Below are 19,153 nucleotides of genomic sequence, written 5' to 3' on the forward strand. Positions count from 1 at the left end.
TTGTTATTTAGAGGTTAAAATTAACACCCAATCGTTGCCATCTACTTGATCACCTAGAGGATCGAAATCACGAATACCTTCATTTTTAAATGTTCCTATTTTGGTGGTTTCACCATTTTTAGGATTGTACCAAGAAGCATCAACTTCCGTTCCTTTAATTTTACCCATATTTACAAAAATGATTCGTCCGTTGTATGTATAGATAAAAGCATAATTTTCGCCTCTGGTTGCTGCTAAATAATCGTATTTCTCACCTTGATTAGCAATTAAACTATTATCTGGAACACGTTCAAAATACGGGTATTGTAAGATTAAATCTTTGATATATTTCATTTGTCCCGCACCAGGGTCGTTCAAGGCATCTACCCAATATTTTTTACTTCCATAAGCTTCGGGTTTTGTATGATTTTCGTGCATTTGCATAATATGGTTGTTCCCATAAGTGAAACCAGCACCACCAGCAAAAACCGACCAATAGGCATAACGGCGCAAATCGTTATCGTTCCATAAAGGTTGCAACGTATCGTGTAAACCTTGCGGAATACCTTCATACGAAGGCTCTCCATCTAAAGTAGGCTTGGTCGGTTTTAAATTGAAATCGACCTGTACATACTTATAGTTATCCTGCGCATACATTTTACCTTCCGTTTCTTGGTCGTAACGTCTATGGCCTGATTGAAACATATTAAAATCTAACCAACTTGCATTATGATAATTATCAGACGAATCGGTACGTCCAAAAGGGTGAAAGGTTACCAAGCAATCAGGATTTTTACTTTTTAAGATGCTTCCTATAGCATTCCATATTTCGGTATTTTCTTCACCTGGAGTATCACCTCCATTCAACCAAATAATATTTTTTCTATCCTTAAATCTATCACCTAAAAAAGTTGCATACGCTTTAGCTTGCTCTAAATTTACTTTACCGCCTTTAACCGATGTGCCCCAAATTGGCACCATACCTAAATACAAATTGTTTTCTTCGGCAACATCTAAAGCATAATCTACATGATCCCAAAAATCGTATTCCTCTGGATTTTCAAAATTATTGCCCTCTGTCACTAAAGGTTTTGACAAATCTTTATTCACCACTGCCGAATCACCATAAACATTCGCCATTTCTTCAGAATGCATGGTCATTATTTGAATCACATTATAGCCCTTTTCCTTTCTATCGGCAAAGTATTTTTTAATCTCGTCTCTATTTAATTTTTTGAATGTTAACCAGCCAGTATCCCCTAACCAAAAAAATGGCTTACCATCTTCTGTTTGAAAATAATGTTTATTGTCAGATACTTCTAATTTTGACATGCCTACTATTTCGGCTTCAACTTGGTCTTTTTTAACTTCTTTACAAGAAATCATTATAGCAACGAATCCGGCTAAAGTTAAAATTCTGAAGAGTTTTCTTTTGTTATTCATTAATTGATAATTTAATTCGGTTATCTTTTTTAGTTTTTTAAATGGTATTGGTTATATATAAGTACCTATTATGCACATTGGGGGTGACATAAAATTTATTTCTTTTTAATAAATACTACTTTCGCATGGTCTGATGGTGCAGATAAAATGTGTTTCAATTTCCCTTTGATTATTGTTTTTGAAACAACAGCTCCACTTGATGAATCGATCCAAAACACTTCGTAATTACCTTTAAAATTAGATAAATCTACCTCTGCCTTTTTTATATCTTTTAAATAGAACAGATAAGATTCACCTTCGTCTTGTAATGACCAAGATTTACTTTGGTAATCTTCTTTTGAATCAACGCTCATTTTTGATAATGACTCATAAAATCCAGATACCATTACATTTGGAATATTGGGCAACGAACCACCTGCCATTAATACGGGCCAACCAAACCTTGGAGACCCATTGGTAGAATACAACACCACTTTATCTGGAAACTCATTACGATACTCACGAACAGCTCTATAAACTTGTTCGTCGGTTTCTTTACCAACATTCATTTTTCGGGCATGTTGGCGTGGCGCTAAATTTTTACCACCTTCGGGTGCGTAGGCACTTCCATCTTCTCTGTAATGCCAATAACGAATATCAATTAAATCGACTGTTTTGTTTCGTTTAGCATCATTTAAAACAGCATCTTGTACATCTTTAGTGGCACTTAAGCCTATGATACCACCTCCCGAAGTTTCATCTTTATATTTTTGAACTTCATCTATCCAAAATTGCATAAAATGAAGTGGACCAGTATATTCGGCACTTGTTAATTGAATGACATTACTGTTATCCTTAAAATTATCCAAAGATTTTCTAATAAATCCTTGATGTAATTTTCGCCTTGTTTCATTTGAAATATCATAAAACTGTTCTGCCATAAAAATACGCTTATCACCTGCATAGGGAACAGGTTCAGGAAAACCTGTATCGTTCACATTATTTGCCGAACGCCATGGCGAACTCGACCAATGCGCACCCGCTTCAATAATATTATGTTGAAAGTATTGCTGGTTGATTAACAACTGTCCGTTAGCTTCGGCCAAATCAGCAAATCCATCCAAACGATTCCAGTACCAAGCATTGTATTTTGTTAAATCGTATTTACTTAAATGATCCCATGCCAAACCTTCACCTGTTCTGGCAAAAGGTTGTTCGTAAAAAGGAGGCCAAACATCGGCATCGATTCTACGGGTACGTTCATGGTCGTCCATTCGGCGCTCGTACCAAAGTCCGTAATTATGTTCTAAAGCAATTACATTGTCCTTTTTGAATGATGCTACAACTTCATCTAAATCATCTGTAAAACCTTTACCAATTCTACCAGGAACAAATCTGGTAACATGCGGTGTGGCATTTTCAACATCATGATCTCTTAAACTACCGCGCCACCACATCACATTGGCTTGATTTCCTGTTATAAGTTCTCCTTTAAAAGTTAGTTTACCGTTCTTTATTTCAACTTTTGAAGTATTGACCTTTTTGCTACTTTGACTGCGCTCAGCACTCGTTTCGCGAAACGAATTCAACTTTAAATCTTCAACCGATTTTAGCTTTGAAGCATCAACCGGAATGGTATTTAATTTTGATACTTTCTGAATCCATTCTGGTAAACTTATGATAGGGTTCAAAGCTTCTTTTGTAAGTTGTTCCGCTTGTTCAAGTGTTGGACTTGTTGAGGGTTCCGACCCCATATCAAACACGTACGGATTCATAGGAAGTTTTTCCAATCTATTTTCTAACTGAGCATAAAATAAACTTCTTGGTGCAATATGATTGTTTACATCTTTCCAATGTCCAGTACCAATCATAATACCTCCCCATACACCAAATGCCCAGTTTTGAGCAGTGGGTGGACTGTAATTATCAATTTTTGATGCTGAAGTTTCCCAAATAACACTGTTAGCCGCCGTCCAACCCGCACCTCTACCCGCTTGTTCACGGTTATTATAACTTAGTGCCTGACCATCAACATATGCCACATCAAACAACACGCCAGTTGCCCAAGACCCTATTGCCCCACTATTACTATATGGTAAATACGATTCACATTGTACAAACGCATTAGGGCCAGTAGTACCAAAACCACCTACTGCAAAATCGTGATATCCACGTTCTGAGTAACAACGTTGAAATAAGGTTTGTTGCCCTTCAGTATAAAATGTATGCCTTCTAAACGCTGCTATTTCTGAAATTGGTTCAGTAGCAATACAATCTTCAACCGTAATTTGTTGTGATGATTTTAATAACGACACCGCACCACCAGCAAAATGCTTAAAGTTAACTTGACGTACCCAAGCGTTTTTTACATGTTCCATGGAAATACCAAACCAACGGTGTTCTTCGTCCTTTAAGTTCGATTCATCGAATGTGGACTTGATTGTTAAGTTTTCAACGCCTATATTTTCAATTCTACCGGCCCACGTGTATGTTATTACTTTGACTTTTCCGTAAGTATCATCTAAAACCATGGTTAGAGGCGCATTTAATATTACTTCATTACCATTGATGCTTTTAACAACACGATTCCACGTCATATCCCAATCTCTGGTTTTCCAACCAATCCAACCAGTTTCACCTCCAAAATCTTTCATCTGTAATTCATCAATCCAATTTTCGGTTAAAGGTTTTTGAATGATTATTTCATCAGAAACTTTTAATCTAGAAGTATTTTTTAATTGAATTTTTAGAGTTCCTAATGGCGTAAATGATGTGTCAAAATCTAAAGTATCTTTGTACTTTTTATCATCAACACCTAAAACTCTAACAACAGCTTCTCGTGTGATGCCCGTTCCTAAAAGGATGGTTTCATTTTCAGCATTTCCACTTCCTCTTAAAACTACTCCAGATTTTTTTATATATAACGTGCCATTTATTTTGAAAATCCCCTTATCTAAAAGCACCGTTCCCCTAAAACCAGAAGCGTTTGGTTTTAAATTGCTCACATAATCAATGGCTGCTTGTATTTTTTGAGTAGCATCTTCTATTTGACTAGATACAAAAATTTTAGCCTCTACATTAGGAATATTTTTTTCAGATGCCATATAACCAGCATATGAAAAGTCTGGGATTTTGTTTCCTAAACTATCGGGAACACTAACTACTTTACCTTGTTTATTCTTTATTATATCTGGGAATTTGCTTTGGGAAAATCCGCTATTTACTATAAAAAACAAGATGATACTTGATAAAACAAATTTATCTTTTTGATGAAAAACAATATTTTTGAGGGAGAACAAATTCATCTTCAAGCAAGTCTTAATAATTACTGTAATAACCCGTTAGGCAATTTTGCCAACGTATCGGTATTATTTTCTGGTTTTGTCCAATCTACTTTTTTAGTTGGATCGATACCATTCATGTATTTTTCTATATTGGTATAACCATCGCCGTTTGAATCTTTATTGGCATCGGAAGCATCATTTGGGTTTAAACCATATTTTTTCTCCCAAGCATCAGAGATACCGTCATTATCAGAATCTTTATAAGGTTTTCCTTTGTATTCTGGATAGCCTCCAACTTGGTCAGGGTGGGTTATAATGCCTTTTTTGTATGAATCGGCAGGTAAACGTCTTTTTATAAATTCTTTACCAATGGTGTTTTCTAATCCGTCTTTATAGTCAATTTTACCTGTTTTAACATAGTTAATCACACGTACATCAACCGCATCTCTTCTTGGTAAAGTAGCTCCAACATTATTTAAAACAAAATCGTAAGCCTCTTCTGCCTTCATAATGGTAAGATGTGGCATTTCAAATGGTTTGTCCTGTTTAATAAACTCTAAATATTCTTTAGCTTCTTCAAACGAACGGTTCTCAATTTGTACACCGCCATTCCAGTTATTGGCTGTTACACTTGGTACGCCATCTACATAATTTCCGGAAACGTATGCTCTACCAAACGTTTTAGGTTCCATGTAACCTGATTCTGGTTTTAAAATTCTATAACGTATCGGTTCATCTTCTGGTGTAATCGGTCCTGGTTTGAAATAATTGTTAATGATGTTAAACATAGAACGGTAATCACCACCATCTAACGAGCGATTCCACCAATTAAACAATACATTGTTTACAAAATTGAAACTACCGTACATACCTATAGACGGATTTCTAGAAATATTGTTAGCCCATAAATTACGAATAAACGTACTGTTTAAACCGCCAATAGTACTGCCAAAAGCATGATTGTATGTATCTAAACCTTCTGAAGAAATGGTGTTTTGAATGGTAACATTCACTGCTGGTAATTTTTCCAATTTCGATTTTTCATTCGCTTGAAATTGGTGTCTGTACAACGAAATATTTTCATCCAACCCCCAACTTACAGAGCAATGGTCAATAATCACATTGCCAATAACGTTACCGCCTAAAGCATCATCTCTTCTGGTAACATCGGTTGCGCCTCTACGAAAACGCATATGACGAATGATGATATCATGGGTATCCAATAACAACGATTCTCCCGCAACACAAATACCATCACCAGGAGCTGTTTGACCAGCTATGGTAATATAAGGTGCACGAACGCTTATTGGTGCTTTTAATTGAATAATTCCTGCTACATTGAATACAATGGTTCTTGCTCCAACAGCTTCGCAAGCTTCACGCAAAGTACCTTTGCCGCTATCTTCTAGACTGGTAACGACAAAAACTTTACCACCACGTCCTCCAGGTGTAAATGCACCGCCACCTTCGGCTCCAGGAAATGCAGGAATACTTGCCTTAATAAGATCTCCCGGGTACGCTGCCCAAGGAATGTAAGGACGCCCTTGCTTTGACTCTTCTTCAATTATGTGATAATTACGTTTCCAAATTTCTTGTAATCTTGCTTCCTCTTGAGCTAAAATTACATCTGTTTTAGATTGAAGTGCCTCAGGAATATCTGGGTATTGTGCAAATACGGGATGTACTAGTGTAGAAAGTACTACTGATACAAATAATTTTTTAATAAGGCTGAATTTAGAAGTTTTCATTTTAAATAGATAATTTTCAGGAAAATTAAACTGTAACTTAATTATTTGGATTCCGCTTTTTTACGTGCTTCAATACGTTCGTACCAACCGTCTCTTTCTTTTTCTAAATCATAACCTTGATCTGATAGGTAGTTATTGATTCTTCCTTTATATTTACCAAACCAAGCATGTTTTTCTTTAGATGAACCTCCATCTATGGCCTTTTCTCTGGCTTCTTTTAGGTTATTATAAATATAATCTTTTTGCTCTTGAGTTAAACTTGGTATCATTTCCAAAAAGGCAGCGTAGGTTTTTGGCAACACACCATAAGTCATACCATCTTTAACTGCATCTATTTTTTCCTCGCTTAACTGGGACTCTAACTTTTTTATATAAGATTTGTGTAACTTGCTGATTGATTTATCCGCTTTAGATTTCAATTTTTCAATTTTGGAATTTTGTTTCTCTTTGGATAAATCACTCTTTTTTAATACTTCAATTTTAGAGTCTCTTTCATCTTGTAATTTACTTAAATTACGATATTGTTCTGCAATTATATTGGTTACCACCTGTTCTTTTTCAGAGTTTTCCAAATTCAATTCGTCTACAATTTTAGCAGCACGCTCGTTTGTTACTTTTATATATTCAGGATCTAAATGCTGTTGTGCCTGAATATTTACAAAAGCTAAAAGCAGAATACTTAAACTTATTTTTCTTAACATGATTTTATTTTTTTTTAAATGAATCCTATTTTAAAAGTGGCTCATTTAAAGTTTCTTTGTTGTTTTTTAGGTCTTTCCAATTGATGGTTTTCTTCGGATTGATGCCATTTATATAATCTTCAATATTGGTATATCCATCTTTGTTTTTATCTTCTTTAGCATCAGAGGCATCATTTGGGTTCAGTCCATATTTTATCTCCCAAGCATCAGGCATTCCATCCTTATCAGAATCTACATAAGGTGTTCCTTTGTATTCTGGATAGCCTCCAACTTGGGCAATATCTGTGATGATTCCACTTTTATAAGAATCGGCAGGTAAACGCCTGTGTTTAAATTGATAAAAAGAGTTTGGGTTTAAGCCTTCAACATATTCAGGTTTTCCGGTTTTAACAGTTCTTGCTATTCTTTGGTCTACAGCATCTCTGATTGGCAAAGTGGCTCCTGCGTTTTTTATTACAAAATCGTAGGCTTCATCGGCTGTCATAATGTTTCTAAACCATGGCATTGGAAACGGTTTACTGGCTTTCATGGCTGGAAAATATACCTTAGCTTCATCAAATGTCATTAGTTCTCCGTTTTTACCTTCTATTTGCACGCCGCCTTCCCAATTATTAGTAGTTACTTTTTCATTCCCTTCTACAATGTTTCCTGTAACATAAGCACGACCAAAAACCATATGATCCAACTTACTTCTTCCAGCTTCTGGCTTTAGTATTCTATAACCAATTGGATTTTCAGTGGAAGTTACCGGACCTGGCTTAAAATAGTTATTAATGATGTTGTAAGTTGCGGTATAATCGCCTCCATCTACAGATCTGTTGCTCCAGTTAAACACAATATTATTCACAAAATTGAATATACCGTTCCATCCAATGGATGGGTTTCTACCAGCATTATTTGCCCACATATTTCTAATAAAAGCACAATTTTCGCCTCCTAAAGTACTTCCAAAAGCATGGTTATACGTATCTAAAGCTTCGCCAAACAAACTATTTTGAATGGTGATATTAACTGTTGGCTTTTTTTCATCTTTATAATCTGCTCCCGGACTGTACATGTGTCTGTAAATAGACATGTTTTCGTCCAATCCCCAAGTGGCAGATATATGATCTAACATAATATTTCCCACGGGGTTCCCTCCAATGGCATCATCACGTCTACCTACAAAGGTTTCGCCTCTACGGAAACGCATGTGGCGAATAATAACATCGTGTGTGTCTATCCAAACTGATTCTCCTGCTACACAAACACCATCGCCTGGTGCTGTTTGACCTGCTATGGTTATATAAGGTGCCCGAATAATTAATGGGGTTTTAAGTTTGATAATACCTGCTACATTAAAAACAATAACTCTGGCACCACCTTTTTCACAAGCTTCACGTAAGGTTCCCGGACCTCTATCTTCAAGACTTGTTACGGTATAAACATTACCACCGCGACCACCATAAGTGTACATACCACCACCTTCGGCTCCTGGAAACGCAGGTATATCTGCCTGTGGTAAATCGGTAGGTCTTCCTGCCCATGGCAAATACGGTTTACCTTCTTTTTCTTCTTGCTCTACAATTACTTTTGCTTTTTCCCAAGCTTCATCAGAATGTTTGTAAGCCTCTGTTTTAATGGCTTCCTCTTTTGCTCTATCTTCAGCAGTTAGCTGTGGGTATTGTGCATAGGTAGTCGTTACTACTAAAAACAACATGTATAAAATAAAATTACTCTTTTTCATTATCTTTTTTTTATTGAACTTGCAATGACGTTTATTAAAATTTAGGACTTCGACAAGCTCAGTCTGACTTAACTAAACATCATTTTAAATTGTTTTTTTTTGAATAAAAATGATACCCCATCTTGACTTTTCATTTTTAGAAAATAAAAAGTCAAGATGAATTCATTGTTAATTTTACCATTTATATGGCAAGCTTTTTAGTTTTAAAAAAAAATACCTGTATTTAAAACAAATACAGGTATTTTCATTTTAAATAATTAATTTATATTAATTACTCCAAATTAGTTATACGGAATAAATGAACCTCCCCATCCTTGTGTTTGTTGCAAATAAGGTGCCGTAATGTATATGTTTTGATAAATTCCAAAGAAATAATATTCATTATACCACTTAAATGTAAAATTAGTTGGGTTTTCAATACCATCATCTTTAACAACAACTTCAAAATGATTATCATATAAATAATCCACATACTCAGCATAGGTTGTAATTCCACTAGGGTACGTAGTGGCGTCTCTATTAATAACAGGAGCGCTACTTCCTTTAAATGGATCTACAAACCCAGTGTAATAGGTTGATGCATCGCGCTTAGCAAATGTATAGTATCCTTGTCTCCTAGAACCTTCAATAGGCGTTTGATTTAAACGTGTACAAGTACCAAAGTCGTCGTTATACAATAACCAACGTCTTAAATCAAAAAAGCGTTTGTTTTCATAAGCAAACTCTACTTTTCTTTCATTTATAACCGCTGCAAAATATTGATCTCTAGTCGCTAAACTCGCTAAACCATAATCGCCATCACCATTTGTAACTCCTGCTCTAGCTCTTATAGACTTGATATAATCTTTACCTTCTGATAATTTATCAATACCTATAGCTGATTCTGCTAAATTAAGAACCACTTCTGCAAAACGTATTTCCATATAATCATCACCATTATTTCTAAATGAATTTGTGCTAGCCGAATTTTTATTGGTAAACTTTCTCAAATAAATTCCGGTTGTATGAATTGGAGTATCTGTTGCTATTTTTGGTCCACTAGGATTTACTGCGAAAGGAAACCAATAATAGGTCCAGTTTTTAAAATTCGCATTTCCTGCATATGGCCATATACTACCATTGTATGCAAATGTATGATAAAAACGAGGATCTCTATTTCTATAAAAATGGTTAAGGTTACCATTTGGATTGTATGGCGTTCCATCTGCCATAGGAAAAGCATCCATAATGTTCTTCGTTGGCGTCATTCCTGCATTACCACCTTGAACTTTAGAACGTGTTTCATATTCTGTATAATTATTTTTCAATGTCATTCCAGAATTTGCAGCAAAATCATTGAATCCAAAAGCAAAAATAGATTCTTTACCATTGTCCTTAAACCACATATTTTGCCAGTCTGCATCCAACCCTTTTCCTGCAGCTAAACATACATTGTAAGCCTCTAAATTCGCATCATAAGCACGTTGCCATCTTGCTTTGTCATCTGTTCTGTTAAACAAAGGACTTGCCCAAGTTAATAACACACGTCCTTTTAAGGCAGCTGCAGCTGCAACAGTAATTCTACCTGCATCTGCTGCCGTATAAGGTCTGGCATTTTGCAATAGGGTTTGCGACATGTTTAAATCTGAAACTATTTGATCTATCACTTTAGCAGACGAACTTCTAGGTGTTTGATTTATTGGGTCATCAGCCACTAATGGCAGTTCTCCCAAAACAATGGGAACCCCTCCATACAACCTTACTAATTCAAAATACTGCCATGCGCGCCAAAAATACAATTGACCTTTAATTTGATTTTTAAAATCTTCTTCAAGCCCATTATATTTATCAACATTATTTAAATACAAATTACAATATCTTATTCTTGTATACGCATCATTTTGAGCATTCGTTTTTATTGGCTGCCCTAAAGATTTTAAACAGTGGCCATTTAAAGGTGATATTTCTGCCCATGGCTTGTTAATATCTACTTCACCTGCCACCTCATCGGTTGCTTTTGCAAAAATAGTTGGGTTGCCATTACCTGGAACATCGGAATTATCAACCGCACCTTTTGACCACATAGCCATATTTACACTTCCAGTTGGCAACATTAAATTATACAAATAGTCTACATAATTTTTTGCTAAAGATTCATATTGATATATCTCAACATCAACTTTTTGGTAATTTTTCTTTTCTTCAATAAAATCTGTACTGCAGCTATACAATATGACAATAACAGAAAATATGAACAGCTTTTTTATTTTGATATTTTTCATGCTTTTATTTTTTTAAATTTAAAAACCAATATTTACACCCAAAGAATAGGTTTTTAGCACAGGATAACTGTCGTATGAACCATAAGGACTCAAACCAAAATCTTTATAAGGATTAAATAAAATAAATGGATTCATTGCCACTAAATTCAATCTAAAACTATTTACTCCTACTTTCTCAGTTAATGTTTTAGGAAATGCATAGCTTAAGTTTATGTTTCGCATTACTAAGCTAAAACTACTCACCTGCCAAAACTGAGAACTCACTGTATTTATTTCCTTATTTTGTGGTGCAAGATTCGGAATCGTTCCCGTTGGATTTAATTGCTCATCGTACATATTAGCCCAAAATGCCGGTCTGTTTTGATAATTACCAGTAATTAAATTTGAAGTAAAAGGAGTCTTAGCACTACCTACCTCTCTATAACCACCCCAATTTACAGTTAATACGGTATTTAAACTTAAACCCTTGTATCCTAATTTAATTGCAGTAGAAAAACCTTGTGGTCCTTTTGCAGGTTTTTTTAATTGTATTTGATCATTATCATCTATAACTCCATCTTTTGGACCAAACGTTTTAGTTTCTGGATCCCAAGCGCCTCGAACATCTCTATAGTATAACATACCGGGTCTTAGTGCTGATACTGGTTTTCCAAAAACCGATGTAACTCCTGTTTCGGCAATATAGTTATCAATATCGGCTTGGGTTTTAAACATTCCTTGGTAATCATAGCCCCATTGACCGCGATCTGAAGGTCCTGGTTGATTAGTTTGCCAAGGAAACCAGAAAATCTCATTCGTAAAATTACCTGCAATTATTTTATTATTATACCAACCTGAAAGAACCGTTACGCCATAACTAAAATCTTCACCTACGGAATCACTCCATCCCAGAGATATTTCAGTTCCCCAAGTATCATATTTACCTGAGTTTGAAGAAGCCGATGCACCACCAACAGTAAAAGGCACACCAGAATTTAAATTAGTTAATGCCTCTGTTCCAATATTATAAAAAGTTTCAGCAGTTGCCGACAGCCTGTTATCAAGAAACCTAGCTTCAAAACCAAAATTGGTTCTGAGTTCTTTACCCCACCTAACATTTGGATTTGCTATTCTGTCTGGAGATAAACCAGCAGATACCGTTGAGTTACCTCCAAAAACAGCACCACCATTAGTTTGTGTGCTAAAATTTTGTCGCCATTCCCAAGCTCTGGTATCATCTTTACCCGTTAATCCAACAGACCCTCTAAACTTTAAAAAATCGATGGTGTTTGATTTAAAAAAAGCTTCCTTAGATATAATCCAACCACCAGAAATAGAATAAAAATTTCCCCAATAATTTTTAGGAGCAAACTTTGCAGAGACATCAGACCTTAGCAAAAATTCAGCATAATACTTATTATCATAATTATAATTAAATCTTCCAACCAGTCCTAAATCTGCCGATTCATACCTCCAATTATAGGTGTTTTCAACATCAAAATTACCTGTAGTTTGCCAAATCATACCATCTGCATATTCTGGCACTCCAAATTTAATGATACGGTCATGATACTCAAACCTTTCCGATTTCTCAATAGCTAAAAAAGCAGACACGCTATGCTTACCAAAATCTCTATCGAATGTTCCTTGAAGGCGTAATTGTTCATTACCATTTTTATAATTATCTATAAGTAATCTATCACCATTCACGATCTCATTTACAATCCTAACTGTATTAGTTCCTAATGGACCTGTACCGCTTTCATACAAAACATACGTTTGCCCTGGCGTTCTAACATTATCCGTAAGATCGTTATCAGCACCATAAAATTCATACAGATTAAACTTAGTACCTGATTGAGTTGCTCTGGAACCACCTTCTTGACGGGAATAAGTAGCTCCTACTTTTAACCCTTTTATAAATGGCAACTCGTACTCAAAATTTAAGTTTACATTAACATTATTTTCTCCACTTACAGCTAAGTTTTGCAGTCTTTGTATTTCTCCATAATGAAATCCTGCCAAAGCATCATTTCCATTTGAACCAATTTGCAAAGTAGGCATACCATCTATATACAATGGTAAAAATGGCGCTCTGTTTTGTAACTGTCTAAAATCGTTTTCTTCATTCTCACTACCAATTTTACTGGTTGTTTTACTTTGGTCAGTAAAATATCCTGAAACCTGAAAACCAGCTTTAAACCCTTTTGCCAAATTAATGTTAGACCCAGCCCTAAAAGACCAACGATCGTAATTTAAAGTCCCTAAATTCCCGTCTTGTGTGTAGTATGATATACCTCCAAAATACGTAGCGTCATCGGTACCTCCACTAATATTAAGATTATGTCTTTGGGTTCCAGCAGATGTCCAATAATCATCTAGAGCATCATAATTTATAGTTTTAAAATGCTCTAACTCTGCTGGCGAAAAGAATAACTCACTATTAGGTGCAGGATCTGCAGGATCGTATCCTCCATTAGGCCCGTTCATAATATTAAAAACCCTACCAAAATCGTAAGCACTAAGCATTTTATGGCGGTAGGTTTCATCAGCAACCGAAAAATTTCCTGAATAAGAAAACTTTGCGGGTCCTTTCTTCCCCTTTTTAGTAGTTACCAAAACTACCCCTTGTGCTGCCCTAGAACCATAGATTGCTGCAGAGCCATCTTTTAAGAATGAAATACTTTCAATCATGGATGCATCTAAGGTATCAAATATTGTTGAATCACTTAAACCTGTATTAGGGTCGATTTGAATAATACCATCGATGACATAAAGTGGTTCAGGGGAATTTCTATCCTTTGCTCTAATATTGTTACCCGTAACAGGGTTACGTATTTGAATTTGAGCTGGAGCTCCAGGTCTAGACTCACCTCCAGAGACACCAACTCCCAAAACACGCCCTACAAGTGCAGCCCCTAAATTACCTACTGGAAGATCTTCAATCTCTTCTCCCTTTATACTAACAATTGAAGCTGTTACCGCTTCCTTTCTTTGAGTACCATAAGGAACGGTAATAATTACTTCATCTAACGACTCCGTATCTTCTTGCATGGTTATGTTAAAAACATTTTTTCCTTCTACTGAATATTCAGCTTTTTTCATTCCAATAAAAGTGAATACCAAAATACTTTTAGACCTAACAGAAAGCCTAAAATTTCCATCAAAATCCGATACGACACCATTAGAGGTTCCTTTTTCTATGATATTAACACCAGGAATTGGCACGCCTGATTTATCAACTATTGTTCCCGAGACTGTTTTTCTACTATTGGCATCTTGAGCGAAACCTGACAGACTTACTATACTGAAAAGCAACAACATACATGCACTGGCAAATGCTTTTTTCATACTTATTTGTTTAGTTTTATAATTGTTTAGTTTATTAAATTGTTAGCAACCTAATGTTTGGTTTCTAAAATTACGTTGCTAATATTGGATATTTAGCAATAATTAAGTGCTATTTTTGTACGGCGACCGATTTTGTAAACTCATTTTACTAAGTGATTTATCTAATTTTTCAGTTAAGATAAGACAAAAAACTAAATTTTAATAAGGCATCCAAACGGTCATTTCTCTTTTTAGCCTATTTCCCCAACTAAAATAGGGAATCAATGTGATGTTAATGCTCTTTTTTGATAACGTTATTGGTTTATATAAAGCCTGATTCCAATTTTCGGAATCAACGTAACCTTTTCCTTCTATTGCTACAACTTCTCTGTTTTTTATGGTTGCTTTTTTAGTATTGAAAATTGAATTCACGTCTAAAACAACCGCATTTATATCTACTTCTTTAGAAATATCTTCAGATTCTAAACAATACACCACAGGCCCTCTTTTTACAGCTATTTGGTTTTTCGTTTCTTCAACTAAAGGGTTTGCTTGCATTAATTCTACAGGCATGGGAATATTAAGCTCTATGATATCTCCTTTTTTCCAATTATTTGAAAGTTTTGCATATGTCCCAGAAGCTACTTCTCCTTCAAATATTTTTTGATTTATAGAAATTGATGCGTTTCGGCTCCATCCTGGTATTCTTAAGAAAATAGGATATGCTCCTTTTGGTGCTTTTACAATTTTTAAAACAATTTTACCATCCCAAGGATAATTGGTTCGTTGCTCAACTTCTATTTTTTCACCATTTAAAGTCTCCGATTTTAAATGATTACTACCGTACAAATTAACGTACAATCCTTCTTTTGAAACATTATAAGCGTAATTACTAACTTGAGCCAATGTACGCGTTACATTAGGAGCGCAACAGTTAGACCATGTGATATAACCTTCGCGTTCATGACCCCAACGCTGTTTAAATGGTAACTTTTCGGAAACATTCAATGGGTTGTTGTAGCAAAATTCCGTTCCTTCAAGGCTCACACCCGATAACACACTATTGTAAAGTGCTAATTCCATAACATCGGTGTATTTTGCATCTCCCGTAAGTTGTAGCATACGCCAATTCCATAGTACATTGCCAATATTGGCACAGGTTTCGGTATGCGCTGTTGCGTTAGGCAACTGATATGGCCTACCATAAGCTTGATGTATTTTTTGCACTTCGGAAGGATTGTAGGACGTTCCATCGGGCGATACACCATCATATAAGGCACCACAACCTCCTGTGATGTACATTTTTCTGTAGACCACATCTTCCCAAATGGATTTAAGGTTTTCCATCAACTTTTCTTCACCAGTTTCCGCATATAAATCGGCAATACCCGCATATAAATAATTGGCCCTTACGGCGTGCCCCATAGCTGTGGTTTGCTCTCTAAATGGAATACGGTCTTGATTATCATCGGTTCCATCGTTGGTAACACCTCTAATATTTATTAGATTATTTGCTAATTCTAAATAACGTGGATCTTTAACAGTACGGTACATTTCTACTATTCCCATGTAATGCGATGGACAAATAGCATTTCTTGCCAACTCTGGTGATGCTTTTTTGTAAAAATCATATAAAAAATCGGCAACACCTTTTGCTACTTCTAAAAAGTTGGATTTACCCGTTGCTCTATGATGGATGCAAGCTGACGTCATCAAATGCCCCATGTTATACTTCTCAAAACCTAACTGTTTTTTAAGTTCTTCAGGGCCTAAAGTACCCCAACGTTCTTCTATTAAAACGGGGGTATTAATATATCCATCTGCTCTTTGAACTTTCGTAAACATGGCAATGGCTTCATCCATTTGCTTATCTAACTCAGGATTCTTTGTAATGGCATAAGCCGATGCCATGCCTTCCAATATTTTATAAAAATCGCCATCATGAAACGAAGGACCTGCATGCTTTCCTTTCATTTCTCCTGAAGCTATTTTGAAATTTGCATAGGCGTGCGTAATGGAATCGTTATGATACAGATCCCACATGTAAGGCAAGGTGTTTTGGGTTTCAATATCGAATTGCTCTTTCCAAAAACCACCTGTCCAATGTACATCTTGCAGATTGACACTTTTTAATTTTGCATAAGGACTATTTAAATTTGCTACCAAGCCTTTATCTTGAGCAAACATAATTGCATTTAAAGCTAATAAGCTAAGTATTAATATTTTGTTTTTTTTCATAACTATCTTATTTCACATATACATTTACAGTACGACTCATAGTATCTCCTTCATCATCAATTACACGAATTACAAAAGAGGCTAATCCTTTTTTATCTGTTCTAAATTGAAGCTTTCCTTTATTTAAGGATACATTTCCGTTTTTGACTTCGGAAAAACTATATACTGGATTTAATTTGTAACCTCTAAAATAATCAATTAAAGCCAATTCTAATTGATCACCTAAATTTACAAAATAATGGGGTTGTGCCATCCAATCCAAATAATCGTCCAATTGCGTAAAACCATCCTTATCTTCATCTGAATTTGCATCTGAAAAATCTCCCACTTTTGAATTTTCATTTAAACCGTGCGCTTGCTCCCACCAATTTGGGAGTCCATCATGGTCGGTGTCCCAAACTGCGGGACGTGTTTCACTTTTAAATTCTGGAAAACCTCCAGCATCTGCTTCTGTATCTATCATACCAGGAAAACCACTTTTACTTCCTTTAAACTTATAAGTACCATTAAGTGTTTCTTCTATAATTCTAATATCGCGTTTATCTGCAAATGGTTGGTTAGCTCCTACATCTGAAAGTACATTTTTATAGGCTGCTTTTGCTGTTTGAGTGGTTACATACGATTCAAAAAATGGTTCATCTACAAAAGTTTCATAATCCACGTTTTCGTTGTTTTTGATTTTTGAGCGTCTACCCTTTTCTTGAGTATCTATATCAAAATGTCCAGGCATGACATTTCCATCAAAGAAATAACGCTGACTGCCTTTTCCAACACCTTCGTGGTCTGCTGTTAAGGCAAAAAACAAATCGGTTGAAGGTCCTGGCTTATAATAGTTGTTTACGAAATTCACCTCGTTTGCTCCACCATCCGTTGTTCGGTTTCCCCAATTATACACGACATTATTTCTGATATCTAAACGCCCAGAATAATACCCATCTCCATTTAAACCTCCGCCCATACTCCAGTTTCTTCCGTAGTTATGTGCCAATAGATTATGATGAAAACTTCCGATATCTCCCCCAATAGTCGCTGCGTAACCATGCATTTTTCCAGCTTCATATTTATCGTGTCCAGCTACATTTAATGCTTCTGATATAAAAGTACGTTGCAACGTAATATGATGCGCTCCACGAGAACTGAAAGATTCATCGATAGTCCAACAAATGGAGCTATGGTCTATAATGCTATGATTGGCACCTGTAAGTCCCATACCATCAAAAGTAGTTCCAGAACCGATTCTAACTTTTAAAAACCTAGCAACACAATCGTTACCAGTAATACCAATAGGCGCTCTAGTAACTGTTATGCCTTCTCCCGGAGCTGTTTGTCCCGCAATGGTAATATAAGGTTGGCTCGCTACTAATCTAGACTTCAACTCAATATTACCCGACACATTAAACACAATAGTTCTAGGTCCTATTTCTTGATTTACGGCATCGCGTAAACTGCCTGGACCATCATCATTTAAGTTAGTTACCTCTACGACTTTTCCACCACGACCTCCAACGGCAAATCGTCCATAGCCCTCAGCTCCTTTAAAAGCTAATTGTGCTGGCTTAAACGACCAAACATCCCCTTTTGTTATAGTCCCGTCTTCATCAATTTCATCTACGCGCCAATAGTAGGTTATCATACTATATAAATTTTCTACCTCATAACTGGTTTCTGATAATTTTCCTTTAAATTCTTTTGAATTTTCTGTTGCTGCAGCCACATCATCTTGATTCTCACCAAAATATAGCATGTGTTCTTTTATTCCATTTGGAGCTTCCCAAGCCAGTTTCAATTTACCATTCACGACCACATGTTCGTCACCAGATTCCGGAAATGCTGTGTTGGCTTGTTTTTTAATGTTTGGTGTGTCAATTTCAAAACCATTCAAAACAAGTTGTGGTAAATAGTTTTCGGTATTAGTATCTGTTTCAAAACGCAACTTTACATCTTTACCTGAATCTACATTAATAATGATATAGGCAGTTGCTATTTCTATTTTTGCAAACGCTCTATTACTTGGTTGAACGGTTTCTACCAATTCGTTATTCACATAAATTTTAATGGGCGATGTCTTTTTATTTTTAACGACGTCAAATGAGTTATGATACGTTAATAAGGAATGTTTCCCTGGTTTTAATCCACTAATAGTAAATTCTAAAGAGGAATCTGTTACCAAACCATCACTTCCTAATTTATTATAATGCGGTGCTTGCATGCCTACTTTAAACCATTTTGAGGTAAAGTTCCCTTTTAATTTTACGGTTAATTCGCCAAAAGATTTTTCATCATTTTGCTTTTCTTCAACGACCCATACTTCATAATCGGTATCATGTACTTCCTCAAACCTTCGTCCTGAAAAATCAAAATCTACTTTAAGCGTTTGTTTTTGATTTTTTGTGTCTTGAGAGTTACACTGAATATTCATTACAACAAACACTGCTAAAAATATTTTGAACATGCGAATTTTAATTACTTTCATTTTGTTTCTTTT

General features: G+C 35.6%; 9 protein-coding genes. All 9 read right to left on the reverse strand.

All coding sequences use genetic code 11. The features are described 5' to 3' along the window. Positions 1-3: 3 nt before the first annotated feature. The 9 genes from ACGK9U_RS04125 to ACGK9U_RS04165 all read right to left on the reverse strand — a co-directional run bounded on the left by ACGK9U_RS04125 (position 4) and on the right by ACGK9U_RS04165 (position 19,141). Positions 4-1,422, reverse strand: coding sequence for a glycoside hydrolase family 140 protein (locus tag ACGK9U_RS04125; protein WP_394465091.1), 1,419 nt, complete (start codon positions 1,420-1,422; stop codon positions 4-6). 95 nt (positions 1,423-1,517) lie between these two features. Next, positions 1,518-4,706, reverse strand: a complete 3,189-nt coding sequence (locus tag ACGK9U_RS04130; protein ID WP_394465092.1) for a DUF6298 domain-containing protein — start codon at positions 4,704-4,706, stop codon at positions 1,518-1,520. Positions 4,707-4,726: 20 nt separating this feature from the next. Further along, a complete protein-coding gene (locus ACGK9U_RS04135; protein ID WP_394465093.1) occupies positions 4,727-6,433 on the reverse strand; it encodes a polysaccharide lyase in 1,707 nt (568 codons plus the stop codon). Positions 6,434-6,474: 41 nt separating this feature from the next. Continuing rightward, complete coding sequence (locus ACGK9U_RS04140; RefSeq protein WP_394465094.1) at positions 6,475-7,134, reverse strand: DUF3826 domain-containing protein; 660 nt, start codon at positions 7,132-7,134, stop codon at positions 6,475-6,477. 25 nt (positions 7,135-7,159) lie between these two features. Then, positions 7,160-8,860 carry a polysaccharide lyase gene (locus tag ACGK9U_RS04145; RefSeq protein ID WP_394465095.1) on the reverse strand — a complete coding sequence of 567 codons (1,701 nt, stop codon included), beginning with the start codon at positions 8,858-8,860 and terminating at the stop codon, positions 7,160-7,162. Between the two features lie 281 nt (positions 8,861-9,141). After that, entirely contained in the window at positions 9,142-11,121 is a 1,980-nt protein-coding gene (locus ACGK9U_RS04150; protein ID WP_394465096.1) for a RagB/SusD family nutrient uptake outer membrane protein, read from the reverse strand. Between the two features lie 18 nt (positions 11,122-11,139). Further along, positions 11,140-14,451, reverse strand: a complete 3,312-nt coding sequence (locus tag ACGK9U_RS04155) for a SusC/RagA family TonB-linked outer membrane protein (RefSeq protein ID WP_394465097.1) — start codon at positions 14,449-14,451, stop codon at positions 11,140-11,142. 198 nt (positions 14,452-14,649) lie between these two features. Continuing rightward, positions 14,650-16,668, reverse strand: coding sequence for a glycoside hydrolase family 127 protein (locus tag ACGK9U_RS04160; protein WP_394465098.1), 2,019 nt, complete (start codon positions 16,666-16,668; stop codon positions 14,650-14,652). A 7-nt stretch (positions 16,669-16,675) separates the two neighbouring features. Further along, the gene (locus ACGK9U_RS04165; protein WP_394465099.1) at positions 16,676-19,141 is read right to left on the reverse strand and encodes a T9SS C-terminal target domain-containing protein; all 2,466 of its coding nucleotides are present in this window, start codon (positions 19,139-19,141) and stop codon (positions 16,676-16,678) included. Positions 19,142-19,153 lie beyond the last annotated feature (12 nt).

Source organism: Mariniflexile sp. HNIBRBA6329 (genome assembly GCF_043558645.1).
Lineage (GTDB): Bacteria > Bacteroidota > Bacteroidia > Flavobacteriales > Flavobacteriaceae > Mariniflexile.

Coding starts and splice junctions, on each gene's coding strand:
- ACGK9U_RS04160 (WP_394465098.1), bottom strand. CDS start 16,668: ATGAAAAAAAACAAAATATTAATACTTAGCTTATTAGCTTTAAATGCA.
- ACGK9U_RS04130 (WP_394465092.1), bottom strand. CDS start 4,706: ATGAATTTGTTCTCCCTCAAAAATATTGTTTTTCATCAAAAAGATAAA.
- ACGK9U_RS04140 (WP_394465094.1), bottom strand. CDS start 7,134: ATGTTAAGAAAAATAAGTTTAAGTATTCTGCTTTTAGCTTTTGTAAAT.
- ACGK9U_RS04165 (WP_394465099.1), bottom strand. CDS start 19,141: ATGAAAGTAATTAAAATTCGCATGTTCAAAATATTTTTAGCAGTGTTT.
- ACGK9U_RS04155 (WP_394465097.1), bottom strand. CDS start 14,451: ATGAAAAAAGCATTTGCCAGTGCATGTATGTTGTTGCTTTTCAGTATA.
- ACGK9U_RS04145 (WP_394465095.1), bottom strand. CDS start 8,860: ATGAAAAAGAGTAATTTTATTTTATACATGTTGTTTTTAGTAGTAACG.
- ACGK9U_RS04135 (WP_394465093.1), bottom strand. CDS start 6,433: ATGAAAACTTCTAAATTCAGCCTTATTAAAAAATTATTTGTATCAGTA.
- ACGK9U_RS04150 (WP_394465096.1), bottom strand. CDS start 11,121: ATGAAAAATATCAAAATAAAAAAGCTGTTCATATTTTCTGTTATTGTC.
- ACGK9U_RS04125 (WP_394465091.1), bottom strand. CDS start 1,422: ATGAATAACAAAAGAAAACTCTTCAGAATTTTAACTTTAGCCGGATTC.